This is a genomic window from Pseudomonas sp. yb_9, assembly GCF_043103635.1.
Classification (GTDB): Bacteria; Pseudomonadota; Gammaproteobacteria; order Pseudomonadales; family Pseudomonadaceae; genus Aquipseudomonas; species Aquipseudomonas monteilii.
Map to the genome: position 1 here is coordinate 18951 of NZ_JBICKA010000061.1, position 22854 is coordinate 41804.

The 22854-nt window shown below is 63.9% G+C and carries 19 protein-coding genes; 13 read left to right on the forward strand and 6 right to left on the reverse strand.

The genetic code is table 11. The features are described from left to right. Positions 1–320 precede the first annotated feature (320 nt). The 10 genes from ACF8MI_RS17195 (at position 321) to ACF8MI_RS17240 (ending at position 12643) form a co-directional block, all read left to right on the forward strand. On the forward strand, positions 321–1220 hold the full coding sequence (locus ACF8MI_RS17195; protein ID WP_156867376.1) for a chemotaxis protein: 900 nt from the start codon (positions 321–323) through the stop codon (positions 1218–1220). 88 nt (positions 1221–1308) lie between these two features. Beyond that, complete coding sequence (locus ACF8MI_RS17200) at positions 1309–1620, forward strand: hypothetical protein (protein WP_060500178.1); 312 nt, start codon at positions 1309–1311, stop codon at positions 1618–1620. Beyond that, on the forward strand, positions 1617–2351 hold the full coding sequence (locus ACF8MI_RS17205; protein WP_104833404.1) for a YkgJ family cysteine cluster protein: 735 nt from the start codon (positions 1617–1619) through the stop codon (positions 2349–2351). The genes ACF8MI_RS17200 and ACF8MI_RS17205 overlap by 4 nt, the downstream gene beginning before the upstream one ends. Positions 2352–2572: 221 nt before the next feature. Then, positions 2573–3736 (forward strand): efflux RND transporter periplasmic adaptor subunit, encoded by a 1164-nt coding sequence (locus ACF8MI_RS17210; RefSeq protein WP_060500176.1) that lies wholly within the window; start codon positions 2573–2575, stop codon positions 3734–3736. Next, on the forward strand, positions 3733–6825 hold the full coding sequence (locus tag ACF8MI_RS17215; protein WP_200929099.1) for a multidrug efflux RND transporter permease subunit: 3093 nt from the start codon (positions 3733–3735) through the stop codon (positions 6823–6825). The genes ACF8MI_RS17210 and ACF8MI_RS17215 overlap by 4 nt, the downstream gene beginning before the upstream one ends. Positions 6826–6834: 9 nt before the next feature. Next, the gene (locus ACF8MI_RS17220; RefSeq protein WP_012270545.1) at positions 6835–7509 is read left to right on the forward strand and encodes a heavy metal response regulator transcription factor; all 675 of its coding nucleotides are present in this window, start codon (positions 6835–6837) and stop codon (positions 7507–7509) included. Then, positions 7484–8872 (forward strand): heavy metal sensor histidine kinase, encoded by a 1389-nt coding sequence (locus ACF8MI_RS17225; RefSeq protein WP_060500174.1) that lies wholly within the window; start codon positions 7484–7486, stop codon positions 8870–8872. Before ACF8MI_RS17220 ends, ACF8MI_RS17225 begins: the two co-directional genes overlap by 26 nt. Positions 8873–9152: 280 nt before the next feature. Continuing rightward, the gene (locus tag ACF8MI_RS17230) at positions 9153–9377 is read left to right on the forward strand and encodes a hypothetical protein (protein ID WP_060500173.1); all 225 of its coding nucleotides are present in this window, start codon (positions 9153–9155) and stop codon (positions 9375–9377) included. A gap of 205 nt (positions 9378–9582) precedes the next feature. Next, a complete protein-coding gene (locus ACF8MI_RS17235) occupies positions 9583–10917 on the forward strand; it encodes an OprD family porin (protein WP_060500172.1) in 1335 nt (444 codons plus the stop codon). A gap of 235 nt (positions 10918–11152) precedes the next feature. Continuing rightward, a complete protein-coding gene (locus tag ACF8MI_RS17240; protein WP_200929098.1) occupies positions 11153–12643 on the forward strand; it encodes a sensor domain-containing diguanylate cyclase in 1491 nt (496 codons plus the stop codon). Here ACF8MI_RS17240 and ACF8MI_RS17245 read toward each other — a convergent pair. Beyond that, positions 12640–13116 (reverse strand): PA2169 family four-helix-bundle protein, encoded by a 477-nt coding sequence (locus tag ACF8MI_RS17245; RefSeq protein ID WP_060500170.1) that lies wholly within the window; start codon positions 13114–13116, stop codon positions 12640–12642. The genes ACF8MI_RS17240 and ACF8MI_RS17245 overlap by 4 nt on opposite strands. Positions 13117–13318: 202 nt before the next feature. On the opposite strand from ACF8MI_RS17245, the gene ACF8MI_RS17250 reads away from it, so the two are divergent. Then, positions 13319–13540 (forward strand): DUF3820 family protein, encoded by a 222-nt coding sequence (locus tag ACF8MI_RS17250; protein WP_016713256.1) that lies wholly within the window; start codon positions 13319–13321, stop codon positions 13538–13540. Between the two features lie 60 nt (positions 13541–13600). On the opposite strand, the gene ACF8MI_RS17255 is transcribed toward ACF8MI_RS17250, so the two are convergent. The 3 genes from ACF8MI_RS17255 to ptsP are packed head-to-tail and all read right to left on the reverse strand — an operon-like array spanning position 13601 to position 19138. Beyond that, the gene (locus tag ACF8MI_RS17255) at positions 13601–15340 is read right to left on the reverse strand and encodes a PTS fructose-like transporter subunit IIB (RefSeq protein ID WP_200929097.1); all 1740 of its coding nucleotides are present in this window, start codon (positions 15338–15340) and stop codon (positions 13601–13603) included. Continuing rightward, on the reverse strand, positions 15337–16284 hold the full coding sequence (gene pfkB / locus ACF8MI_RS17260; protein ID WP_060500168.1) for a 1-phosphofructokinase: 948 nt from the start codon (positions 16282–16284) through the stop codon (positions 15337–15339). Before pfkB ends, ACF8MI_RS17255 begins: the two co-directional genes overlap by 4 nt. Position 16285: 1 nt before the next feature. After that, positions 16286–19138, reverse strand: a complete 2853-nt coding sequence (gene ptsP, locus ACF8MI_RS17265; RefSeq protein ID WP_200929096.1) for a phosphoenolpyruvate--protein phosphotransferase — start codon at positions 19136–19138, stop codon at positions 16286–16288. A 362-nt stretch (positions 19139–19500) separates the two neighbouring features. On the opposite strand from ptsP, the gene cra reads away from it, so the two are divergent. Both cra and ACF8MI_RS17275 read left to right on the forward strand, forming a co-directional pair. After that, the gene (cra, locus tag ACF8MI_RS17270; RefSeq protein WP_060500166.1) at positions 19501–20496 is read left to right on the forward strand and encodes a catabolite repressor/activator; all 996 of its coding nucleotides are present in this window, start codon (positions 19501–19503) and stop codon (positions 20494–20496) included. Positions 20497–20498: 2 nt separating this feature from the next. Then, positions 20499–21275, forward strand: a complete 777-nt coding sequence (locus ACF8MI_RS17275; RefSeq protein WP_104833412.1) for a TatD family hydrolase — start codon at positions 20499–20501, stop codon at positions 21273–21275. Between the two features lie 125 nt (positions 21276–21400). Here ACF8MI_RS17275 and ampE read toward each other — a convergent pair whose 3' ends face one another. Together ampE and ampD are read right to left on the reverse strand one after the other, a co-directional pair. Then, positions 21401–22231, reverse strand: a complete 831-nt coding sequence (gene ampE, locus ACF8MI_RS17280) for a regulatory signaling modulator protein AmpE (protein WP_104833413.1) — start codon at positions 22229–22231, stop codon at positions 21401–21403. Then, positions 22228–22800 (reverse strand): 1,6-anhydro-N-acetylmuramyl-L-alanine amidase AmpD, encoded by a 573-nt coding sequence (gene ampD, locus ACF8MI_RS17285; RefSeq protein WP_060500163.1) that lies wholly within the window; start codon positions 22798–22800, stop codon positions 22228–22230. The genes ampE and ampD overlap by 4 nt, the downstream gene beginning before the upstream one ends. Positions 22801–22854: the final 54 nt, after the last annotated feature.

Below are 22854 nucleotides of genomic sequence, written 5' to 3' on the forward strand. Positions count from 1 at the left end.
GAGCGCCGCCCGCGCGGCGCATCGCGAGCTCCTACGTTTGTTTCCGGCCAATTTTTTCTGTGGGATTTGTGCGCGAACGCCTTGGCGCATGGCTCGATATCGTGTCGCACAAACAAGGCGGGCGCGCGGGCCTGGCACAGCCATAACTGGCCCGAAAAAAACGTAGGAGCGAGCGCAGCTCGCGATGCGCCGCGCGGGCGGCGCTCGGTCGAGTCGACAACAAAAAAAAAAGGCGAACCCATCAACTTCCATCACCACCCTAAAGCCATCCACCAAAGGGCCGATAACCGGTTATCCCCCGTTCCCCACCGAAGGTCACCATGGCCACGCAAAATGCCCGCGCGGACTCGCTGTCCCTGCTGCTGTTCACCCTGCGCAGCGGCAAGCTGATGGCAATCAACCTGCTCAAGGTCAGCGAGATCATCCCCTGCCCGCCGCTGACCAAGCTGCCCGAGGCGCATCCCCACGTAAAAGGCGTGGCGACCCTGCGCGGCCATTCGCTGTCGGTCATCGACCTGTCCCGCGCGATTGGCGAGCGACCTCTTGCCGACCCGGACGCCGGCTGCCTGATCGTCACCGAGATCAGCCGGTCGCGCCAAGGCCTGCATGTGCAGGCGGTCAGCCGCATCGTGCATTGCCTGAGCACCGACATCAAACCGCCGCCCTTTGGTTCAGGCAACCGCTCGTTCATCACCGGCGTAACCCGGGTGGACAACACCCTGGTGCAGGTGCTGGACATCGAAAAAGTCATCCATGCCATCGCCCCACCCGTGGCCGAACCGCCCCATGGCACCTTGAGCGAAGAAGACGCCAGCCTGCTGGCCGCCGCCAATATCCTGGTGGTGGACGACAGCCAGGTAGCCCTGCAGCAGTCAGTGCACACCCTGCGTAACCTGGGCATCGAATGCCACACTGCGCGCAGCGCCAAAGACGCCATTAACGTGTTGCTGGAACTGCAGGGTACGCCGCAGGAGATCAACATCATCGTTTCCGACATCGAAATGAGCGAAATGGACGGCTACGCCTTCACCCGCACCCTGCGCGAAACCCCCGATTTCCAGCACCTTTACGTGCTGCTGCACACCTCGCTGGACAGCGCCATGAGCAGCGAAAAGGCAACCCAGGCCGGGGCCAACGCCATCCTTACCAAGTTCTCCTCACCGGAGCTGACCGATTGTCTGGTGGTGGCCGCGCGTACCGTGGTGTTCACCGAGCGCTGATATATTCAGCGACAACTTCCCCGGCTTGCCGCCGGGGGTGAGTCGGGCATAATTCGCGCCCCTCGTAAAAAAACTGCCGGAACCGCGTATGAAGTTCTTCAGCTCCATCCTGATCAGCTGCGTCCTTTTCAGCGGTAGCGCACAGGCCTCCAGCAGCCAGGCCTGGAACGAGCAGCGCCAACAGATGCTCAAGGCCTGCCTGGCTGCCAGCCAGTTCAAGGACGCCCACGCCCGTGGCAAGCCCGCCGAGTTCGATGACCAGGTGGGCATGAACGCCCTGCTGATCGAAGGCGTGTACCCACAGAAGCACATGCAGCAGCGCACCGGCACCGAGTTGTGCCTGTACGATCGCCAGCACCAGCGTGCCTTTGTCAGCGAGTGGAGCCCGGAGGCCAAGTGAGCGACAGCTTGCGATTCGGCTGTACCGGTTGCGGCAAGTGCTGCACGGGCCACCATGTACCGTTGACGCTTGATGAAGCGCGACGCTGGGCGGACGATGCCGGTCAGGTAGTGGTGCTGATCGAGGCGTTCATCACCGACGGCCCCGGCATGCCGGCTGATCAGCGCGAACATGTACTGCGCCGCTCCCATCCCGTGCACTGCGGCGACGGCGAAGCACGCGTGTCGGTGACCTTTGCCGCCTTCAACCCCGGGCGCTGCCGCAACCTCGACGACAACGACCTTTGCACCATCTACGACCAGCGCCCGCTGGTCTGTCGCATCTACCCGGTGGAAATCAACCCACACATTCCGCTGCGCCCGGACAACAAGGACTGCCCGCCAGAAGCCTGGCAGCAGGGGCCGGAACTGATCCACGGTACGCAACTGGTCGATGCGGAGCTGGAAGCGCTGGTACAAGCCTCGCGGCAGGCCGACCGGGATGACATTGCGGCTAAGGTGGCGGTGTGCCAGGCGCTGGGCATGACCACCAGTGCGCTCAAGGGTAATGGTTTTACGGCTTACCTGCCGGACATGGGGGCGTTTGCCACTGCGCTGGCGCAGGTGCATGGGGATGACGGGGGACAGTGGACCTTGCATGTGCAGGATGAGGCGCTGGTCGCGAGCTTGCAGGGGCTTGGTTTGCGCACTACCAGCGAAACTCCGGTGTATTACGCGTTCATTGGCTTCTAGCCTGACTCACTGCGAAAAGGCATACACGGTAATTGTGGGAGCGGGCGTGCCCGCTCCCACAGGAATCGCGCAAACTTTCACACAAGCCAGTGGCGCACTGACCTTAAGACCCGAAACTGACAGCGCTGTCAGCCAGCGGTCACGCTGCCGACCCGGTTCGGGGGCTATAAAATTGAGTACAGACTACCGTTCCCTCCCCTCAGGCCAAGGTGCCCGCACCGATGCGACGTCCGTCCCGCTCTGTCATCCTCGCTGCCCTGGCGCTTCTTGTCCTGGTGGTCGCGGGCAGCTGGTACAGCCAGCGCCAGCCTGCACCCGCTGCCCGTGCGCAGGCGGCCATCCCCGTGCGCGTGGTCAGCGTCGCCCAGCAAGACGTGCCGCGCTACGCCAGCGCCATCGGAACAGTTCAGTCACTGCACAGTGTTGAAGTACGGCCACAAGTCGAAGGTGTACTCACCCAGGTGCTGGTCAAGGAAGGCCAGTGGGTCAAGGAAGGCGACCTGCTCGCCACCCTCGACGACCGCAGCATCCGCGCCAGCCTCGACCAGGCCCGCGCCCAGCTCGGCCAGAGCCAGGCACAGATCCAGGTGGCTGGCGTCGACCTCAAGCGCTACCGCCTGCTCAGCAGCGATGACGGCGTCTCGAAGCAAACCCTCGACCAGCAACAGGCGCTGGTCAACCAGTTGCAGGCCACGGTCAAAGGCAACCAGGCGGCCATCGCCAACGCCGAGGTCCAGCTTTCCTACACGCAGATCCGTTCACCTGTCACCGGGCGCGTCGGCATCCGTAATGTCGACCCGGGCAACCTGGTACGCACCAGCGACACCCAAGGCTTGTTCAGCGTCACCCAGATCGACCCCATCGCCGTCGAATTCGCCCTGCCGCAGCAGATGCTGCCAACCTTGCAAAGCCTGCTCAAGGCACCCACCCCGGCGCTGGTGCAGGCCTACATGGACGCCGACGGCGACCGCAGCCTGCTCGGCGAAGGCCACCTGGCACTGATCGACAACCAGATTTCCGGCACCACCGGTACCGTGCGGGTAAAAGCCGAGTTCGACAACAAGGACGGCCACCTGTGGCCGGGCCAGCTGGTCACCCTTCGCCTGCGCACCGCCGTGGAAGAAAACGCCCTGGTGGTGCCGCCACCGGTGGTGCAGCGCGGCGTCGACGGGCACTTCGTCTACCGCTTGGACGGCGACAAGGTCACCAGCGTGCCGGTGAAGGTGCTGTACCAGGACAGCGGGCTGAACATCATTGCCGGGGTCAAGCCAGGCGAGCGCCTGGTGCTTGATGGCCAGTCAAGGCTCAAGCCGGGCGCGCGGGTCGAGGTCACGCCTGATGCTCCTGCGCCGTCGGAAATGGCCGACCGCCGGAGCCAGCCATGAACACGCGCAACGGTTTTTCCGCCTGGTGCATCGACCACCCCATCGCCACCCTGCTGCTGACCTTCGCCCTGGTGCTGCTGGGGGCCATCGCCTTCCCGCGCTTGCCGGTGGCGCCGTTGCCGGAGGCAGACTTCCCGACCATCCAGGTGACTGCCCAGCTGCCCGGCGCCAGCCCGGAAACCATGGCCTCATCGGTGGCCACGCCGCTGGAGGTGCAGTTCAGCGCCATCCCCGGCATGACCCAGATGACCAGCAGCAGCGCGCTGGGGTCGACCACCCTGATCCTGCAGTTCACCCTCGACAAGAACATCGACACCGCTGCCCAGGAAGTGCAGGCCGCAATCAACACCGCCACCGCCCGCCTGCCGCAAGACCTGCCCAACCCGCCGACCTGGCGCAAGGTCAACCCGGCCGACAGCCCAGTGCTGGTGCTGACGGTCAGCTCTGACCAGATGCCCGGCAACGACCTCAGCGACTACACCGAAACCCTGCTGGCCCGCCAGCTGAGCCAGATCGACGGGGTGGGCCTGATCAACATCACCGGCCAGCTGCGCCCGGCAATCCGCGTGCAGGCGCAGCCCGAGAAGCTGGCCGCCATCGGCCTGACCCTGGCCGACCTGCGTCAGGCCATCCAACAGACCAGCCTGAACCTGGCCAAGGGCGCGCTGTACGGCGAGCACAGCGTGTCGACCATCGCCGCCAACGACCAGCTGTTCCACCCCGAGGACTACGCGCAACTGATCGTCTCATACCGCGACGGCGCCCCTGTGCACCTGAAGGACGTGGCCAAGGTGATCAACGGCGCCGAGAACGCCTACGTCAAAGCCTGGTCCGGCGACCAGCCAGGGCTGAACCTGGTGATCTTCCGCCAGCCCGGCGCCAACATCGTCGATACCGTGGACCGCGTGCTGGCCGCCCTGCCCAAGCTGCAAGAGATGCTGCCGGCCTCGGTCGAAGTGTCGGTGCTGCAAGACCGTACCCAGACCATCCGCGCCTCGCTGCATGAAGTCGAACTGACCCTGATGATCGCCGTGGCCCTGGTCATCGGGGTGATGGCGCTGTTCCTGCGCCAGTGGTCGGCGACCATGGTGGTATCCAGCGTGCTCGGCGTTTCGCTGATCGCCAGTTGCGCACTGATGTACGTGCTCGGTTTCAGCCTGAACAACCTCACCCTGGTGGCCATCGTCATCTCGGTGGGTTTCGTGGTCGATGACGCCATCGTCGTGGTGGAGAACATCCACCGCCACCTGGAAGCCGGCGATGATAGCCGAACGGCGGCGCTCAAGGGCGCCGGGGAAATCGGCTTTACCGTGGTGTCGATCAGTTTCTCGCTGATTGCCGCATTCATTCCGCTGCTGTTCATGGGCGGTGTGGTCGGGCGGCTGTTCAAAGAGTTTGCCCTGACCGCCACGGCCACCATCCTGATTTCGGTGGTGGTTTCGCTCACCCTGGCGCCAACCCTGTGCGCGCTGTTCATGCGCCGCCCACCCGCTGAACACAAGGGCGGCTTTGGCGAACGCTTGGTCAAGTGGTACGAAAAGGGTCTGAACCGCGCCCTCGCCCACCAGCGCCTGACCCTGGGTGTGTTTGGCGTGACCCTGGCGTTGGCGGTGGCTGGCTACGTGGCCATCCCCAAGGGCTTCTTCCCGTTGCAGGACACCGGTTTCATTCTGGGCACCAGCGAAGCGGCGGCGGATGTCTCGTACCCGTCGATGATCGAGAAGCATCAGGCGCTGGCCAGAATCATCGGAGCAGACCCGGCCGTGCGCGCGTTCTCCCATTCGGTGGGCGTTACCGGCAGCAACCAGACCATCGCCAACGGCCGTTTCTGGATCGCCCTCAAGCCGCGCGGCGAGCGCGATGTGTCGGCCAGCGAACTGATAGACCGGCTGCGGCCTAAGCTGGCCCAGGTACCGGGCATTGTCCTGTACATGCGCGCCGGCCAGGACATCAACCTCAGCTCCGGCCCGTCCCGCACCCAGTATCAGTACGTGCTCAAGAGCAACGACGGCGAGGCCCTGAACCTGTGGACCCAGCGCATGACTGACCGGCTGCGGGAAAGCCCGGCGTTCCGCGACCTGTCCAACGACCTGCAACTGGGCGCCAGCGTTACCCGCATCGACATCGACCGCCAGGCCGCCGCGCGCTTCGGCCTGACCACCACCGATGTCGACCAGGCCCTGTACGATGCCTTCGGCCAGCGGCAGATCAGCGAATTCCAGACCGACACCAACCAGTACAAGGTGATCCTTGAACTGGATGCGCAACAACGTGGCAAGGCCGAGAGCCTCAACTACTTCTACCTGCGCTCGCCGCTGAGCAACGAGATGGTGCCACTGTCGGCCGTCGCCCACGTGGCGCCGCCCAGCACCGGGCCGCTGTCGATCAGCCACGACGGCCTGTTCCCGGCGGCCAACCTGTCGTTCAACCTGGCCCCCGGCGTGGCACTGGGTGATGCAGTAAGCATCCTCGACCGCACCCAGCGGGAGCTGGGCATGCCCGACACCATCAGCGGCAACTTCCAGGGTGCGGCCCAGGCGTTCCAGAGTTCGCTGTCGAGCCAACCGTGGTTGATCCTGGCCGCGCTGGTGGCGGTGTACATCATCCTCGGCGTGCTGTACGAAAGCTTCGTCCACCCGCTGACCATCATTTCCACCCTGCCCTCGGCCGGCCTGGGTGCGCTGATATTGCTGTGGGCCATGGGCCAGGACTTCAGCATCATGGGGCTGATTGGCGTGGTGCTGCTGATCGGCATCGTCAAGAAAAACGGCATCCTGCTGATCGACTTTGCCCTTGAAGCCCAGCGTCATCAGGACCTGACGCCGGAACAGGCGATTCATCAAGCGTGCCTGACGCGCTTCCGTCCGATCATCATGACCACCCTGGCCGCCTTGCTCGGCGCGGTGCCGCTGATGTTCGGTTTCGGCACCGGTGCCGAGTTGCGTCAGCCACTGGGCATTGCAGTGGTGGGTGGCCTGTTGGTGAGCCAGGCCCTGACGCTGTTCACCACCCCGGTCATATACTTGGCCCTGGAGCGCCTGTTCCATCGCCGCCAGGCTGCCCGTGCGGCAGCGCCAAGTGCCAGCTAGGACAAGACCATGCGTGTGCTGATCATCGAAGACGAAGAAAAAACCGCCGACTACCTGCATCGTGGCCTGAGCGAACAGGGCTTTACCGTGGACCTGGCGCGGGACGGCATCGACGGCCTGCACCTGGCCCTGGAAGGCGACTACGCGGTGATCGTGCTGGATGTGATGCTGCCCGGCCTGGATGGCTATGGCGTGCTGCGCGCCTTGCGCGCGCGCAAGCAGACGCCGGTGATCATGCTGACCGCTCGCGAACGGGTCGAAGACCGCATCCACGGCCTGCGTGAGGGTGCCGACGACTATCTGGGCAAGCCGTTCTCGTTTCTTGAACTGGTCGCCCGTCTTCAGGCCCTTACCCGCCGTAGCAGCAGCCACGAACCGCTCCAGGTGCAGGTGGCAGACCTGTGGATCGACCTGATGGCGCGCAAGGCCACCCGCGCCGGCCAGCGCCTGGACCTGACTGCCAAGGAGTTCTCGCTGCTGAGCGTACTGGCCCGGCGGCAGGGTGAAATCCTGTCGAAGACGGCGATTGCCGAGCTGGTCTGGGACATCAACTTCGACAGCGATGCCAACGTTGTGGAAGTGGCGATCAAGCGCCTGCGCGCCAAGCTGGACGGGCCTTTCGACAACAAGCTGCTGCACACCATCCGAGGCATGGGCTATGTCCTGGAAAACCGTGCGGGGTAATTCCATCGCCCTGCGTCTGTCGGCGCTGTTCATCCTGGTCGCACTGGGCGTGTTCGTGTTGATCGGTTCGGCACTTTACCGCCAGGTCGACCACAGCCTGGACTTGCTGCCGCAAGCCGAACTGGACGCACGCTTCAGCGTGCTCGAATCCACCCTCAACCGCTTCGGTACGCCAGACCACTGGGCCAAGATCAACAACAAGCTCAACCTGCTGAGCGAAGAAGACAAACGCATCCGCTTCTGGGTGGTCAGCAGCAACCCGGCCTACGAGTACGGCCACCCCAGCGAGCTGGTACGCGCCTTCGCCGAAGGCCCGCAGGGTATGCGCGACCTGCGCCTGCCGGACCGCCCCTACCCTTACAAGGTGCTGGTCAGCGAACTGCCAGCACTGGGCGAGCGGCCACCGCTACGCTTTCTGATCGGCATCGACACCGAAACCTTCTGGCAGGCGCAGCACAGCCTGCTGGTGGCGATTGTCGGGTTGGCGGTGCTTGGCGTACTGCTGGCCTCAGTGCTGGGCTACTGGGTGGCGCGCATTGGCCTGCGCCCGTTGCTGGCGTTGTCCAACGAGGCCCAGGCCCTGGCCCCGCCACGCCTGGACGGGCGCTTGAAGACCCACGCGCTGGCCCCGGAACTGGCGCAGTTTGCCGGCGCCTTCAACGCTGCGCTCGACCGTGTCAGCCAGGCCTACTCGCGGCTGGAAGCCTTCAATGCTGACGTTGCCCATGAACTGCGCTCCCCACTCACCAACCTGATCGGCCAGACCCAGGTCGCACTCACCCGAGGCCGCAGCGCCGAGCATTATTTCGAAGTGCTGCAATCCAACCTGGAAGAGCTGGAGCGCCTGCGCAGCATCATCAACGACATGCTGTTTCTGGCCAGTGCCGACCAAGGCAGCAAGGCCACTGCCCTGACCCAGGCCTCGCTGGCCGAGGAAGTGGCGACCACGCTCGACTACCTGGACTACATCCTCGAAGACGCACAGGTCAGCGTGAACGTAAGCGGCGATGCTCACGCCCCCATCGAAAAAGCCCAACTACGCCGGGCGTTGATCAACCTGCTGAACAACGCCGTGCAGCATACGGCGCCGCACCAAGAGATCCGCGTGCAGATCGATGCCGGGCCGGAGCAGGTCAGCATCGCCGTGAGCAACCCGGGGCCGGCGATTGACGATGAGCACCTGCCGTTGCTGTTCGAGCGCTTCTACAGGGTGGATGCGGCGCGCAGCAACAGCGGTGGGGGTAACCATGGGTTGGGGTTGGCCATCGTCAAGGCGATTGCGCTGATGCATGGGGGAGAGGTGTTTGTGCGCAGTGCAGCGGGGGCCAATACCTTCGGTATTCGCTTGCCGATCCATACCTGACTGCAGAACGCGGTCCCTGTGGGAGCGGGCGTGCCCGCGAACACGGGCGAAGCCCGTGCCATACACTGCGGTGCCTGCTTCGCGGGCTCGCCCGCCCCCACAGAGAACCGTGAAAGCGCTCTAGACTGCGGATTTGCGGCGAAAGTCCTATTGGTTTTTCATAGATCGTTACCTTTTGCGCAACAGTGCTTATCGCACTCAGGTCTGTTTCCAGTGCATTGAAAGGACTAACTTTACCCCCGTCCTCATTAGCACTTGCACCGCAAGAAGGTAGTTTCAAATGTCCAACAGTATGGGTATTGCCAGCGTCTTCGTCCTGTCTTCCCTGTTGTTGTCGCCCCTGGCCATGGCCGAAGAATCCAGCGCTTTCGTCACCCGTAATGCAGAGCTCGCCGCCGTCCACCAAGAAGCCCGCGACGTTGTAGCTGCAAACAAGGCTGACGCCGCCAAAGATGCAAAACAGACAGCTTCCAAAGTTTCTGTCGATGCCAATGCCGACAGCTGATCAAGCGCTGTCGCTGCTCCAGATTTCCCTTGGCTACGCCATGGGCACCACCGGTGCCGATATGTTAGCCTTTTAAAGCCGCTGCCAATCAGCGGCTTTTTTTATGTGCTTTAACGCTCAGCCCGGCTGTAACGTCTACTTATAAGAAAGACGCACATTCAAAAATAAAAACTGCCCCACCGTCACACCAAAGGAGCTAGTACCGGTGCCTTCCGCGTTTCGTTTTACCCCGCTGTTCATTGCGTTGACTGCAACGATCCCTTTCGCCGCCCAGGCAGATGAAGACAAGGCTGATGGCTTCATCGAAGGGTCGTCCTTCAACCTGCATTTCCGTAATGCCTACTTCAACCGCGACAACCACAACGCCGGCGTGCGCGACACCCGCGAGTGGGGCCAGGGCGCGGTTGCGCGCTTCGAGTCGGGCTACACCCCGGGTGTGGTCGGCGTTGGCCTGGACGCCCATGCCATGCTGGGCCTTAAGCTCGACGGCGGTGGCGGCCATGCCGGCACCAGCATCCTGCCCGAGCATATCAAGGATGACGGCGAGCTGGGCGCTGCCCCGCACTCGTTCTCCACGGCGGGCGCTGCAGTCAAGCTGAAAGCCTTCGACACCGAGCTGAAAGCCGGTGACCTGTTCCTGACCAACCCGGTGATCGCTGGCGGCGAAACCCGCATGCTGCCGCAGACCTTCCGTGGCGTGAGCCTGACCAACACCAGCATCGACGGCCTGCTGCTCGAAGGCGGCCAGGTGAGCTTCACCCACCCGTACAACCAGAGCGGCCATCGCCGTATCGACACCTACTACGGCGCGCTGAACGAACACGACAAGAGCAAGCACCTGAACTGGGCCGGCGCGTCGTGGAGCGGTACCGAAAACATCACCGCCAACCTGTACGCCGCCGAGCTGAAGGACATCTGGAACCAGTACTACGCTGACTTCGACTACACCTACGTGGTCAACGACCTGGTCAGCCTGAACCCGGGCGTGCACTTCTACCACACCCAGGACACCGGCCAGGCCCTGCTGGGCAAGATCGACAACAACACCTACAGCGTTCACTTCACCGTCAACGCCGGGTTCCACAGCGTCACCGCCGCCTACCAGCGGGTCAACGGCAACACGCCGTTCGACTACATCAACCTGGGCGACAGCGTGTACCTGGACAACTCGCGCATGTACTCGGACTTCAACGCGCCGAACGAGCGTTCGTGGAAGCTGCAGTACGACTATGACTTCGCCGGCGTCGGCGTGCCTGGCCTGACCACCTCGCTGTCGTACTCGCGCGGTGAAGCTGACCTGACCAAGGCGGTGAAAGACACCACCCACTACGACTATTACCGTGAAGATGGCAAGAACGCCATGCACTGGGAACGTGACCTGGACGTGAAGTACGTGTTCCAGGAGGGTGACCTGAAAGACCTGTCGGTGCTGGTGCGCTATGCCACCCACCGTGGTAGCCAGGGTTATGCGTCGATCGACAGCAACAGCGACAACGATGAAGTGCGGGTGATCGTGGATTACCCACTGAACGTGTTCTGATCCCGTTTTTTAAGCTTCATACATAACCCCTGTGGGAGCGGGTTTACCCGCGAAGAAGGCACCGCGGTGTTGGGCACCGGCTTCGCCGGTGTTCGCGGGTGAACCCGCTCCCACAGGGTCTGGTGTGAATCTGAAATACAGCACACCGTGATTCCGTCGGACAAATCTTGTCCGACAATCCGTGCTTCCCTAAAATGTCGCCGCCGCGAATGGCCCTGCCCACGCAGTAGCGAGCATGCCCACCCGATTACCGCGTTTCGCATTCCTCAGGTCGCACCCCGAGCTGACCCTCAATCTGGGCAGTTGCCTTGCCGTGCTCGCCATCGTCGCCATCGTCAGCTACCTGCTGGCGCGTGAACGCGATAGCGTCGAGCTGTCGGCCATTCGCTCGTCCAACAACATCGTTCAGTTGATCGAAAGCGACATCCTGCGCAACGCCGAACTCTACGATCAGTCCCTGCAGGGCCTGATCTGGGCTGTCGGACGCAAGGAACTGCCGGAAATCCCCGGCCCGCTACGCCAGCGCCTGCTATTCAATGAAGCCTTCGTCGACCGCAAACGCGGTGATGTGCTGTGGCTGGACAAACAAGGCAACGTAGTGGGCGACTCCACCAGCAGCGTGCCGCGCAAGGCCAACTTCGGCGATACCGGGGTGTTCAAGGCGCATCAGAACAACGCCAATCTCGGTTTGCTGGTGGGCCCGCCGTTCAAGGCCAAACTGGGCGACCTGGACTGGTGTATCAGTTTCAGCCGGCGTATCTCTGGCCCCAATGGCGAATTCGCCGGGCTGGCGGCAGGGGCACTGCGCCTGTCGTACTTCAGCGAATTGTTCCAGCGCCTGGACATCGGCGACGACAGCAGCATCAACCTGTTCAATACCGACGGGCAGTTGCTCGCCCGCCAGCCCTCGCGCACGCAAGACCCACTAATCGGCACCAACTATGCCGGGCGGCCCAACTTCAAGCGTATTCTCAGCGAACAGAGTGGCAACTTCACGGCACGCTCCGGGAGCGACGGCAACTCACGCATCTACACCTTTGCCCGTGTCGCGCAGTTGCCGCTGATCGTACTGGTGGTTCACTCGGCAGACGAGGTGTTCCAGTCGTGGCGACGTACCGCGATTCTAGTCAGCGTCGCTACCGGCGTGCTTTGCGTGGGCATTCTCTGGCTGACCCTGCTGCTGGGCCGCGAACTGCGCCGCCGTCAGGATGCCGAGCAAGGCCTAGCAACCCTGGCTGCCACCGACAGCCTGACAGGCCTGGCCAACCGTCGCCGCCTGGACCAGGTGCTGCGCCATGAATGGGCTCGCGCGCAACGCAACCGCAAGCCCCTGGCCGTGCTGATGGTGGATGTGGACCATTTCAAGGCGTTCAACCAGCGCCATGGCCATGCCGGTGGCGACCATGCCCTGCGTGAAGTGGCCAAAACCATCGAAGCGTGCATCCGCCGCCCGGCCGACCTGGCTGCACGTTATGGCGGGGAGGAGTTTCAAGTGGTGCTGCCGGAAACCGACCTGGCCGGCGCCCGACTACTGGCCGAACGCATACGCGCCAGTGTCGAGGCGCTAGCGCCGTTTACCGATGATGCCCACGCGGTGACGGTGAGCATCGGTATCGGCCTGTCCGGCACCCAGCACGACCTGGCCAGGGTGCTGGGCGCTGCGGACGAAGCGCTCTACCGGGCCAAGGCCATGGGCCGCAACCGGGTAGAGGGGCCTGAGGCTTAAGAACGGGCGCGGGCAGCGTTGCGCAGGGCCTTGACCTGGTCATGGTTGCGCTGCACGCCCTGCAGCTGTTTTTCCACCAGGCTGTAGGTCATGTCGCTGGCGGTGCGGCCCAGTTTCACCAGCTTTTCGCGGGCTTCCTTATAGGCTTTGAGCGCGTGATCCTCGCCCCGCTCCACCTCGTTGAGTACCGCTTCATCATCCTTGCCGGTGACCATCGACTTCAGGTTGACCCAGCCACGGTGCAGGTCGCCGCTGATGCTGGTGGAGGTTTCCGGGTCGCCGCCCAGACGGCGCACTTCGCTTTGCAGTTCGCCTGCGGCATTGGCGCACTCACCGGCACGCTGGACGAAGAACGCTTTCAACTCTGGGTTCTTCACATCATCGGCCGAGGTCTTGAAGCCTTTCTCGCCATCCTTGCTGTACTCGATCAGGTCGTTGAGCACATCGATCACGTCTTTGTTGGGGTTGCTCATGGTACGAACTCCTTGGCAGTTGATAGTCATCTGTAAGGGAGCAGTGTTCGTGCCAAGCCTTATACAAAAAATAATTCCATTATTTTCAATAAGTTATGCAATTAAGATGAACACTGATGAGGGCGTTCTGCATGATTGCCGCTTGGGCCCTCGTGCAGATTGCAGTATGGTCGGCGCTTTTCCACAGCCAGGTGCATCAACGATGAAGCCGGAAACCCTCGAACTGCTGGTGACCCGGACCATGCCGTTTGGCAAGTATCAGGGAAGGATCATTGCCGACCTGCCGGGGGACTACCTGGCGTGGTTTGCGCGCAAGGGCTTTCCGGCGGGGGAGCTGGGTGGGTTGCTGGCGTTGATGCATGAGATCGACCACAACGGGTTGGGTGATCTGTTGGTGCCTCTGCGGCAGAAACATCGGCGGTGACCTGTGCTGGCCCCTTCGCGGGCTTGCCCGCGAAGAGGCCAGTAATGCCTCCAGAAGTCTCTAGCCTTTTACAGGAGCCTCCGCCAACTCCACCCGCTCGCTCTTCTTGATCACCGCATACACCACCGCCGTCACCAGGCTACCCGCCACAATCGCCAGCAGGTAAAGCAGTGCATGGTTGATCGCATTGGGAATCAGCAGCACGAACAAGCCGCCATGCGGCGCCATCAGCTTGCAACCGAAGTACATCGACAGCGCCCCGGTCAATGCGCCACCCACGACACTGGCCGGAATCACCCGCAACGGGTCCTTGGCAGCAAACGGGATCGCCCCTTCGGAGATGAAGCACAGCCCTAGCGCCAACGCCGCCTTGCCTGCCTCGCGCTCGCTCTGGGCGAACTTGCGCCGGGCCAGGAAAGTGGCGATGCCCAGGCCTATCGGCGGCACCATGCCGGCGGCCATGGTCGCCGCCATCGGTGCGTAGCTCGACGACGCCAGCAACCCCACCGAGAAGGCATAGGCGGCCTTGTTGATCGGCCCGCCAAGGTCGACGCACATCATGCCCCCCAGCAACAGCCCCAACAGGATGGCATTGGTGGTGCCCATGCTGTCGAGGAAGTGCGTAAGCCCTTCGAGCATGGCCGCCACCGGCTGGCCCACCACGTAGATCATCACCAGGCCGGTGAACAGGCTGGCCAGCAGCGGAATGATCAGGATCGGCTTCAGCGCTTCCAGACTGGTAGGCAGGCGTGCCCAGCGGGCAATGGCCTTGGCACTGTAACCGGCAAGAAAGCCCGCGACGATGCCACCGATGAAACCGGCCCCCAAGGTGCTGGCCAGCAGGCCACCGATCATGCCCGGCGCAAGCCCCGGGCGGTCGGCGATGGACCAGGCGATGTAGCCCGCCAACAGCGGTACCATCAGCTTGAACGCGGCCTCGCCACCGATCTGCATCAACGCCGCCGGCAAGGTGCCCGGCTCTTTATACGCCTCGATGCCGAACACGAACGACAGGGCAATCAGCAGCCCACCGGCCACCACCATGGGCAGCATGAACGACACCCCGGTCAGCAGGTGCTTGTACACACCGGTCTTCTCGCCCTTTGTCGTACTGGCAGCCGCTGCGGCATCGGCGGTGCTTTCCACCTTGGCTTCGGCCAGGGCCTTGTCCAGCGTGGCGCGGGCTTGCTTGAGGGCGATGCCAGTGCCACAACGGTAGATCCGTTTGCCGGCAAACCGCGCAGTGGGCACTTCGATGTCAGCGGCCAGCAGCACCACATCCGCCTCTGCGATGGCCTCGGCAGACAAGGGATTGCGCGCCCCGACCGAACCCTGGGTTTCGACCGTGAGTTGATAGCCCATCTGCTGTGCCGCTTGCAGCAAGGCTTCTGCGGCCATGAATGTGTGCGCGACGCCGGTCGGGCAAGCCGTGACCGCAACGATTTGCGTGACAGCGCTGCCAACAACGACTGGGGCGTCTGATGCCGCCACCAACGGCTGGGCATTGGCGGCTGCCTCATCGAGGAAGCCTTCACGGTCGGCCAGCGCCTGGGAAGGTGTGCTCTGGTACACGCGCTTGCCGACGAAGCGGGCCAGGTCCACTGCGCCAGTGGTGACGACCAGCACCCAGTCGGCCTCGGCGATCTGCTGCGCACTCAGTTGCCGCTCGGGGTGCCCAGCCTCCTGCACTTCGACACTGGTACTCCAGCCACGCCGCTGGGCAGCGGCGGACAACAAGCGTGCGCTCAGCACACTCGACACCTGGCCGTTGGGGCAGGCGGTGACAATGGCAATGTTCATCGGCAACCCTCTTGTTGTTCTGTCAGTTGCACGGCAGCTTCCAGACGCGCCAGTTGCTCGCGGTCACGGATGCCGAAGCCAACCTGGGTGACGGCCTGGGCGGCAATCGCGGTGGCGCGGGTCAACGTCTGCGCAGGCAGCTCGCCCTGCAGCAAGCCATGGACCATGCCGGCTACCAGCGAATCCCCCGCCCCCACCGTGCTGGCGACCCGCACCTTGGGTGGGCTGGCGTGTACGGCCAGGTCGCGGGCGAACCAGCTGACCCCCTGCTCACCTGCAGACACCACCACATGTTCGACGCCGCTGGCCAGCAGGTGCTCGGCGGCTGCACGTTGCTGCGCCGGGTTATCCACAGCCAGGCCGAGTACCTCGCCCAACTCTTCGGTATTGGGCTTGACCAGCCAAGGTGCGCTTTGCAGGCCCGCACGCAAGGCTTCGCCGCTGCTGTCCAGCGCGACCTTCAGGCCCGATGCCTTCAACTGGTCGAGTAACTGGCGGAACCACTCGGCATTGATGCCACGCGGCAGACTACCGGCCACCACCACCGCATCATGGCCTTGGGCGACCTGTTCCAGGCGGCGCAGCAACGCGCTACGCGCTGCCTCATCCACCTCCGGGCCCTGGCCGTTGATATCGGTGACGCGGCCATCGGCCTCGACCAGCTTGATGTTGCTGCGGGTTTCGCCCGGCACGCGAACAAAGCAGTCGGCAAAGCCGCGCCACTGGATCAGCGCTTCGAATGGCTGCAGGTTGTCCTGCCCGAGAAAGCCGCCGACGGTCACGCTGTGCCCCAGGTCGGCCAATACCTGGGCAACGTTCAGCCCTTTACCCGCAGCGTGGCTCTGTTGCACCTGGCTGCGGTTGACTTGCCCCGGGCGCAGGGTGTCCAGGCCGATGGTGATATCCAGCGCCGGGTTCAGGGTGAGGGTAAGGATCTTGGCCATTTCAGAAACGCTCCACCAGCGCGCGAACCGCCGCAGCGCTGTCTTGTTGCAGGGCCTCGCGCGCCAGGGCGCGGGCCGTCTGGTGATCGGCCTGGCGAACCAGGGCCTTGACTTCGGCGATGCTGCGCGCAGACACGCTGAGCTCGTCAACGTCCAGCCCCAGCAGCACAGGCACCGCCTGCGGGTCGGCCGCCAACTCGCCGCACACGCCTACCCACTTGCCATGGGCATGGGCAGCGCGCACGGTCATGTCGATCAGGCTGAGCACGGCCGGGTGCAAGCCATCGGCCTGGGCCGAAAGGCTTGGGTGGCCACGGTCGATGGCCAGGGTGTATTGAGTCAGGTCGTTGGTGCCGATGCTGAAGAAGTCCACTTCACGCGCCAATTGCGGCGCCAGCAAGGCCGCCGAAGGCACTTCGACCATGATGCCCAGTTGCAAGTCGGCCACCGGGGTTTCTGCACGCAAGCGCTCGACCATGGCCCGCGCCTCGCGCCACTCGTGTACCTGGCCAACCATCGGGAACATGATACGCAGCGGGCGATTGTCGGCAGCCTGCAGCAAGGCACGCAGCTGGTCTTCCATGATGTGCGGGCGCTGCAGCGTCAGGCGCACGCCACGCACGCCGAGGAAAGGGTTTTCTTCGGCGGCGATCGGCCAGTACGGCAGCGGCTTGTCGCCGCCGACATCGAGGGTGCGCACCACCAGCGGTCGCCCGTCCAGGCCATCGAGCACGCGGCGGTACTCGGCTTCCTGGGTCGCCACGTCCGGGGCCTGGGGGTGTGCCATGAAAATCAGTTCAGTGCGTAGCAGGCCGACGCCTTCGGCGCCCTGCTCCACCACCTTGGCGATGCCATTGCTGTCCCCGATGTTGGCGAACACCTCGACAGCGTGGCCATCGCGGGTCACGGCGGGTTCGAGGCGGTTGGCCCAGGCGGCCTGCAGGCGTTGCTCGCGGGCATCACGCTCGGCCAGGGCGCGTTGCAATTCTTCTTCCGGCGGCGCCACGTTGACCACGCCGCGCTGGCCATCGAGCAAGAGCGGCGTGCCGGGCTCAAGCAGCAGGACCGCAGCCCCCGCGCCCACCACTGCAGGAATGCCCAGCGCACGGGCGACGATGGCACTGTGGGCAGTGGCGCCTCCTTGAGCGGTGACGATGCCGGCGACCCGGCTTGGGTCCAGCCGCGCCACATCGGACGGGCCGACTTCGGTCATCACCAGTACGTAAGGTTGCTCCGGCTCAACCTGGGCCTGCACACCGCACAATTGCGCCAGCACGCGGCGGCCGATGTCGCGCAGGTCGGCGGCGCGTTCGGCCAGCAAGGCATCGTGCAACGCCTCTTGCTGACGGGCTGCGGCTTCGATTACCGCCATCCAGGCTGCCGCAGCACTTTCGCCTTGGGCAAGGCGCTGTTCGACATCGTCGGTCAGGGCCGGGTCGGCGAGCATTTCCTGGTGGGTGACGAAGATCTCGCCAATGGCTTTGTCGCTGCGCGTCACCAAAGCCTGCAGGTCGCTGTCCACCGCCGCTATGGCCTGACGCAGCTTTTGCCGCTCCAGAGCACTGGATTCGCCACGTAGCGGATAATCGAACTCACGCTCGACACACACATGCGCCGGGCCGCTGGCAATGCCGGGGGCAGCGCCCACGCCCTGGATACGGCTACCGGCCACGGGGGCTTGCAGCACGTCGGCCTCAACGCTGGCAATGGTTGCTTCACGTTGCGCCAGCGGCTCAACCTCTTCGCCCAGGCCCTGTTCGATGGCCGCCAGCAGCACCGGCAAGGCATCGGCGGCGATGCCCGGTTCGGCCACCAACTCCAGCGTCTGGCCTCGGCGGGCGCCCAGGCTGAGCAGCTTGCTCAGGCTCTTCACCGACACCGCCGGCTGCGCACTGTCGACCACGCGCACGCGGATCTCGCCCTCGAAGCCTTTGGCCAGTTGCGCCAACACCTTGGCCGGACGCGCATGCAAGCCATGCGGGTTGGCCAGCACGATGCGCGCACTGGGCCAATTTGCTGGCGCCTCGCCCCCCAGCACTTCCAGTACCGCACGGCTGCTGGTGGCCTGGTAGAGCATTTGCCCACGCCCTTCGATCAGCACTTCGCACAGGCGCTCAAGCAAAGCCTGATGGGCCGCGCCGAGGCTGGCCAGGCAGAACAGGCCATTGAGCGGCTGGTCACGGTAACGCAGTGGCTGCTGCGGGGTGATGAAGGCCAGGCCCGGTTGGCGCACCTGACGCTCGCTGTGCAGCCACCACAGGCCCTCGCCCAATGGCAGCGGCTCGGCCTGTTGCAGCACGGCGGCAAAACCGCTGTCGACACAGTCGGCGCGCTGCAGCAGGCGGGCACCGCGCCAGGCCAGTTCGTCGAAATCCTCAGCGGGAACGTTCAGGCCGACCAACTGCGCGTCCAGCGCCAGTTCCTGAGGCGCACCTTGCAGCAACTTGAGCAGCGCTTCGGCAGAGCTGGCCCGGCGTAGCGCTTCGGCCAGGTCGGTCTCACCCAGGGCACGGGTGAGCAGCTGCAGCAGGCGCAGGTGTTCATCGGAGCGTGCAGCAATGCCAATGGCCAGGTAGACCCTTTGCCCATCCCCCCAGTCTACGCCTTCGGGAAACTGCAACAGGCGCACGCCCGTGGCATGCACCAGATCGCGGGTTTGTGGCGTGCCATGGGGGATGGCGATGCCCTGGCCAAGGAACGTTGAGCCTTGGGCCTCTCGGGCCTGCAGCCCTTGCAGGTAACCCTCGGCGACCAGGCCGTCAGCGACCAGCCGGTCCGCCAGCAGGCACAACGCCTCGGCCTTGTCGGCGGCCGTCTGGCCCATGGCTATCTGCTCCTTGGCGAGCTCGAGCATGACCTTCTCCTTTTGCAGTTCCCGGTCGGGTACTGGAGTATTGTTGTGAAATTCACATGAAGGGCCAGTTCACAAGCTTCAAGTCTCAAGCTACAAGCTGTATGAAAAAAGCGAACCATGCACAGGCCGCATCTTCTTGTAGCTTGCAGCTAGCAACTTGCAGCTGTTCCGCCGAGGCAGAAAATTCGGCTGCTGAAACGTTTAATCTGACCAGGCGGCCACGTTACTCGATAATCTGCCCGGTAAAAAGCCCCATCCTGTCGGACAATTGCGACAATGGTCGTCTGCGCGTGATGCCTGCGCTGGGTCAAAATGCCCGGTCCGGCCTTACAGCCAGCCCCGGAAATAACAAGGAAAATTCGGTGAAACTCAGCGATATCGCCCGCCTGGCCGGTGTGTCCGTGACCACAGCCAGCTATGTCATCAACGGCAAGGCTGAACAGCAGCGCATCAGCAACACCACCGTCGAGCGCGTGCGTGCAGTGGTCGAAGCCCATGGCTTTACCCCAAACCCGCAGGCCGCTGGCCTGCGCAGCCGGCACACCCGCACCCTGGGCTTCATTCTCCCGGATCTGGAGAACCCCAGCTACGCCCGCATTGCCAAGCAGCTGGAGCAAGGCGCCCGCGCCCGTGGCTACCAGTTGCTGATCGCCAGCAGCGACGACCAGCCCGACAGCGAGCGCCAGCTGCAGCAACTGTTCCGTGCCCGCCGCTGCGACGCGCTGTTCGTCGCCAGCTGCCTGCCACCGGAAGACGACAGCTACCGCGATTTGCAGGACAAAGGCCTGCCGGTGATCGCCATCGACCGCCGCCTGGACCCTGCGCACTTCTGCTCGGTGATCAGCGACGATCGTGATGCCAGCCGCCAACTGGCCGCCAGCCTGCTCAGTGCCGCCCCGCGCAGCATTGCCCTGATCGGCGCCCGCCCTGAGCTGTCTGTCAGCCAGGCGCGTGCCGGCGGCTTCGACGAGGCGCTGCAAGGCTATGCCGGTGAAGTGCGCCGCTATCAGGGTGAAGCGTTCAGCCGCGCGTGCGGCCAGCGCCTGATGCAACAGCTGATCGACGACCTGGGCGGTCTGCCGGATGCCTTGGTGACGACCTCGTACGTACTGCTGCAAGGGGTGTTCGATACCCTGCAGGCGCGCCCTGCCGATTCGCGCCAACTGCAGCTGGGCACCTTTGGCGATAACCAGTTGCTCGACTTCCTGCCACTGCCGGTCAATGCCATGGCCCAGCAGCATGGCCTGATTGCCGCCACCGCGCTGGAGCTGGCACTGGCCGCCATCGAGGAAAAGCGCTACGAGCCGGGTGTGCATGCCGTTGGTCGTACCTTCAAGCAACGCATCACTGCAGCCTGACCATGCGCCTGATTGACACCCATACCCACCTGGACTTCCCCGACTTCGACACCGACCGCCCGCGCCTGCTGGCCAATGCGGCGGCGCGTGGGGTGGAACGCATGGTGGTGCTGGGGGTGTACCAGGCGAATTTCCAGCGGGTGTGGGACCTGGCCTGCACCGATCAGCGCCTGTTCGCGGCACTCGGCCTGCACCCGGTCTACCTCGACCAGCACCGCCCGGAGCACCTCGTTCAGTTGCGCGAATGGCTGGAACGCCTGCGCGGCGATACACGGCTGTGCGCCGTGGGTGAATTTGGCCTGGACTACTACCTTGAAGACCTGGACAAAACCCGCCAGCAGGACCTGTTTGAAGCGCAACTGCAGATGGCCTGCGACTTCGAGCTGCCTGCGCTGTTGCATGTACGCCGCAGCCATGCGCAAGTGATTGCCACGCTCAAGCGCTACAAACCGGTGCGGGCGGGGGTGATCCATGCGTTTGCCGGCAGCTACGAAGAGGCGCGCGAGTACATCAAGCTGGGCTTCAAGCTCGGGCTTGGCGGCGCCGCGACGTGGCCACAGGCACTGCGGCTACGCAAGACCCTGGCGCGGCTGCCCCTGGAGAGTGTGGTGCTGGAGACCGATGCGCCAGACATGGCGCCGGTGATGTACCCGGGTGTGAGGAACAGCCCGGAGCATTTGCCAGAGATTGCCGGGGCGCTGGCCGAGGTAATGGGAATTGATGTCGGGGAGCTGGCAGAAGCTAGCAGCCGCAATGCTTGTGAGTTGTTCGGCTGGTAGATGCTTTGTTGCCTGTCATGGCCTCTTCGCGGGCACGCCCGCTCCCACAGAGACCGCGGCAACCCTGAGTTCGGCGCCGTACCTAAGGGAGCGGGCGTGCCCGCGAAGAGGCCAGCAAATTCAGTTCAGACCAGCACCGTCCACAGCGCAAACCCGGCATACCACAGCACCGCACAACGCAGCAGCAGTTCCCACAAGCTGTCCAGCCGCCCCAACCCGCGCAGGCTGTCTTCTTCCTCGGGAATATCATCGGCAATGCGCCCGACCCTGGCCACCAGGTGCGCGGCACTGATGTGCCAGTTGAGCACCTCGTGCAACATCACGCGGGTGACCGAGAGGAAGTTGCCCACCAGGGCAAAGCTCAACGCCAGTACCCGCACCGGCAGCCAGTCCATGACGTGCCGCAGCTGTTCGGCCCGCGCCTTCAACGCAGGCTGCTTGCTGTGCTCGCCGCACAGCGCCAGCAGGCGATAAGCCAGCGCCGCCCCAGGCCCCAGCACGAAATACCAGAAGATCACCGCGAAAAAGCCCTGGTACACCTGCCACAGCAGGTTGCCCTGCACCCTTACCAGCAAGCTGTGCGGCTCGTCGGCGGCCAGCCCCAGGTCACGCTCTGCAACATGCAGCGCCGCCTGGTCATCACCACGCCGCCAGGCATCGCGGAACGGCCCAAGCGAGGCCTTGGCATCACCACGGCCCAGGCTATAGACCAGCACCAGCAGGTGCACCGGCAACGCCAACAGCCCATACGCCACCGGCTCCAGCACGTGCAGCAGCAACACCAGCAGCATGACCGGTGCCAGCACCAGAATGGCCAGCGTCCACCACGGATGTACCTTGCCGCTACGCTCCAGGCGCACCAGTTCGCCAAGGAAAAACCCGTCGCGCTGAACGCGGTGGCGCAGGGCCGAGAACTTCTCGACCCACAATGCCAGCAACAACACCAGAAAACTCATGCCTTGTCCTCGTTGTGCAACAACGCTTCGCGGTAGCGCGGCCAATCGAAGGACGGGCCGGGGTCGGTCTTGCGTTGCGGGGCAATGTCGCTGTGGCCCTGAATGCGGCTCAGGTCGATGGCCGGCCAGGCGCTACGAATGTGCCGGGTAAGTTGTTCCAGCACGGCGTACTGGGCGTCGGTATAGGCCTGGTCGTCAGTGCCTTCCAGTTCGATACCGATGGAGAAATCGTTGCAGCCTTCGCGCCCGTCAAAACACGAAACGCCAGCGTGCCAGGCGCGATCGAGCAACGACACGAACTGGGTCACCACCCCGTCACGCTCGACGAACAGGTGCGCCGACACGGTCAGGTGCTTGATGCTGTTGAAGTAAGGATGATCATCGGGGTCCAGGCGGTTCTGGAAAAACTGCTGGACCTTGCCGGTGCCGAAACAGGCTGGAGGCAGGCTGATGTTGTGGATCACCAGCAGAGAAATCGATTCGCCTTCAGGGCGGGCATTGAAGTTCGGCGAAGGGCAGTGGGTGATTCCGGTTCCGTGAAACCAGCCAGTGGCACGGTCCAATTGCATGGGGCAGATCCTGAAAACGCCGTGAACAGGTCAACAGTATGCCCTGCGCTCAAC

Bases quoted from the DNA above. Each gene is read 5' to 3' on its own strand.
- ACF8MI_RS17195 (WP_156867376.1), top strand. From the start codon at position 321: ATGGCCACGCAAAATGCCCGCGCGGACTCGCTGTCCCTGCTGCTGTTC.
- ACF8MI_RS17240 (WP_200929098.1), top strand. From the start codon at position 11,153: ATGCCCACCCGATTACCGCGTTTCGCATTCCTCAGGTCGCACCCCGAG.
- ACF8MI_RS17275 (WP_104833412.1), top strand. From the start codon at position 20,499: ATGCGCCTGATTGACACCCATACCCACCTGGACTTCCCCGACTTCGAC.
- ampD (WP_060500163.1), bottom strand. From the start codon at position 22,800: ATGCAATTGGACCGTGCCACTGGCTGGTTTCACGGAACCGGAATCACC.
- ACF8MI_RS17220 (WP_012270545.1), top strand. From the start codon at position 6,835: ATGCGTGTGCTGATCATCGAAGACGAAGAAAAAACCGCCGACTACCTG.
- ACF8MI_RS17225 (WP_060500174.1), top strand. From the start codon at position 7,484: ATGTCCTGGAAAACCGTGCGGGGTAATTCCATCGCCCTGCGTCTGTCG.
- ACF8MI_RS17255 (WP_200929097.1), bottom strand. From the start codon at position 15,340: ATGAACATTGCCATTGTCACCGCCTGCCCCAACGGCCAGGTGTCGAGT.
- pfkB (WP_060500168.1), bottom strand. From the start codon at position 16,284: ATGGCCAAGATCCTTACCCTCACCCTGAACCCGGCGCTGGATATCACC.
- ACF8MI_RS17215 (WP_200929099.1), top strand. From the start codon at position 3,733: ATGAACACGCGCAACGGTTTTTCCGCCTGGTGCATCGACCACCCCATC.
- ptsP (WP_200929096.1), bottom strand. From the start codon at position 19,138: ATGCTCGAGCTCGCCAAGGAGCAGATAGCCATGGGCCAGACGGCCGCC.
- ampE (WP_104833413.1), bottom strand. From the start codon at position 22,231: ATGAGTTTTCTGGTGTTGTTGCTGGCATTGTGGGTCGAGAAGTTCTCG.
- ACF8MI_RS17210 (WP_060500176.1), top strand. From the start codon at position 2,573: ATGCGACGTCCGTCCCGCTCTGTCATCCTCGCTGCCCTGGCGCTTCTT.
- ACF8MI_RS17250 (WP_016713256.1), top strand. From the start codon at position 13,319: ATGAAGCCGGAAACCCTCGAACTGCTGGTGACCCGGACCATGCCGTTT.
- ACF8MI_RS17230 (WP_060500173.1), top strand. From the start codon at position 9,153: ATGTCCAACAGTATGGGTATTGCCAGCGTCTTCGTCCTGTCTTCCCTG.
- ACF8MI_RS17245 (WP_060500170.1), bottom strand. From the start codon at position 13,116: ATGAGCAACCCCAACAAAGACGTGATCGATGTGCTCAACGACCTGATC.
- ACF8MI_RS17200 (WP_060500178.1), top strand. From the start codon at position 1,309: ATGAAGTTCTTCAGCTCCATCCTGATCAGCTGCGTCCTTTTCAGCGGT.